Annotated in this window: 2 protein-coding genes; both read right to left on the minus strand. The window is 78.0% G+C overall.

Annotated elements, in window-relative coordinates; genetic code table 11:
- On the minus strand, positions 1-461 hold a 461-nt coding region (locus V7793_RS37680; RefSeq protein WP_336014253.1), incomplete at its 3' end, for a flavodoxin family protein.
- Positions 458-1293 (minus strand): bifunctional diaminohydroxyphosphoribosylaminopyrimidine deaminase/5-amino-6-(5-phosphoribosylamino)uracil reductase RibD (gene ribD, locus V7793_RS37685; RefSeq protein WP_336014254.1); only part of this gene is annotated, 836 nt, incomplete at its 5' end. The genes ribD and V7793_RS37680, both read right to left, overlap by 4 nt.

Here is a 1293-nt window from a genome sequence, read left to right on the forward strand (position 1 = left end):
CCCGCGCCGTACCGGGCGGGACCGGCCGGGTCCGCCGGATCACCGGGGACGGCCGGGCCGGCCCCGACGGTCCAGGCCCCCCAGTGGTGAGCCGACTGATACATCGTCAGCAAGGTGGCCTCGCGGCCGCCGTGCAGGCAGGTCGAGGCCGTCATCCCCGTCACCACCCGGTCGCTCAGCAGCCCGTCCCACCACAGCTTCGTCGTGCCGTCCAGGAACCGCTTGAACGGCGCGGAGACGTTGCCGAAGTACGTGGGAGAGGCCAGCACCAGGCCGTCGGCCCACAGCACGTCCTCCGGCCGGGCCTCCTCGTCCGGCCACGCGGGGCCGGCCTCGTCGTCCGCGACGCGCAGCAGCCGCACCCGGGCGCCGTACGCCTGGGCCCCGGCGGCCGCGGCCTCGGCCAGCGACCGCATGGTGCCGCGCCTGCTGTGGTAGACGACCGCGACCCGCGGGGTCACGACACCTCCTCCGGCTCCGGGCCGCCGGGGAGGGGGCGGGCGCGCAGCACCATCCGGACGTCGTCGCCGAGCCGGGCCACCTCGTCCAGCCGCAGGCGCAGCGCCTCGCTCAGGGTGCCCGCACCGAACCCGTCGAGCACCGCGCGCCCCTCACCGCCGATCAGCACCGGGGCGACGTAGGCCACGACGCGGTCGAGCAGGCCCTGCGCCGCGAACTCCGCGGCCAGCCGGGCGCCGCCCTCCAGCAGCACGGAGCACAGGCCGCGCTCGTACAGCGCCTTCACCAGCGCCGTGAGGTCCAGCCGCCCGCCGGGCTCGGGGAGGGTCAGCACCGCGTGGCCGTGGGGGAGTACGGGCGGGGCCGCCGACTCGCCGACGACCACGAGGGTGGGCGCCGCGTCGTCCAGGACGCGCGCGTCCGGGCGGATGCCGCCGGTGCGGTCCAGCACCACGCGCAGCGGCGGCTCGCCCTCCACGCCGTGCCGCAGGCCGAGGTGCGGGTCGTCCGCCCGCAGCGTCCCCGAGCCGACCAGTACCGCGTCGTGCGTGGCCCGCAGCGTGTGCGCGTCGGCGCGGGCCTCGTGGCCGGTGATCCAGCGCGAGGTGCCGTCGGGCGCCGCCGAGCGGCCGTCGAGGCTCCCGCCGAACTTCCAGGTCACGCACGGCCGGCCGAGGCGGGTCGCGGTCAGCCACAGTTCGTTGGCCCGCTCCGCCTCCTCGCGCAGGATGCCGCCGACGACCTCTACCCCGGCGGCGCGCAGCCGCTCGGCGCCGCCCGCGTGGCCGGGGACGGGATCCGGCACCGCGTACACCACGCGGGTGACCCCGGCCG

This window comes from Streptomyces sp. KLMMK (genome assembly GCF_036961605.1).
In the GTDB taxonomy this organism is placed as follows: Bacteria; Actinomycetota; Actinomycetes; order Streptomycetales; family Streptomycetaceae; genus Streptomyces; species Streptomyces telluris.